Source organism: Acetobacter okinawensis (assembly GCF_002153655.1).
Classification (GTDB): Bacteria; Pseudomonadota; Alphaproteobacteria; order Acetobacterales; family Acetobacteraceae; genus Acetobacter; species Acetobacter okinawensis_A.
Map to the genome: position 1 here is coordinate 1 of NZ_JOPJ01000132.1, position 330 is coordinate 330.

At 52.1% G+C, this 330-nt stretch carries 1 protein-coding gene; it reads left to right on the plus strand.

Annotated features, from left to right (window positions below; translation table 11 throughout):
- Nucleotides 1-330: hypothetical protein (locus tag HK26_RS13700; protein WP_219337108.1), on the plus strand; the 330-nt coding region annotated here is incomplete at both ends.

Sequence of the window (330 nt, forward strand, 5' to 3'; positions counted from 1 at the left end):
GAAATACGCACAGGGGAACCTATCCTGTCCGGCAGACATAATGATGCGGTCATCAAGGCTCTGGATGCTGAAGGGAAAACAGCCCAAGCTCAATTGCTCAGGGATGCAGGACTGGAAGGAATACGCACCAGAGGGAAACTAAAGCCCCAGGAACGTGCCCAGCAGGAACGCACCCATATTGATAAGGCTGGACTGGCTTTAATCGTTCTCAAGGGCTGGAAGAGCTTTGTCCCGACTGTTCTCATGGAGCAGTTAAAAACCTATGGCTGTTCTCTGGCTATGGGGAATAAGGGGCCGGTTGTCATAGACCAGACGGGCAATGTTCATGCG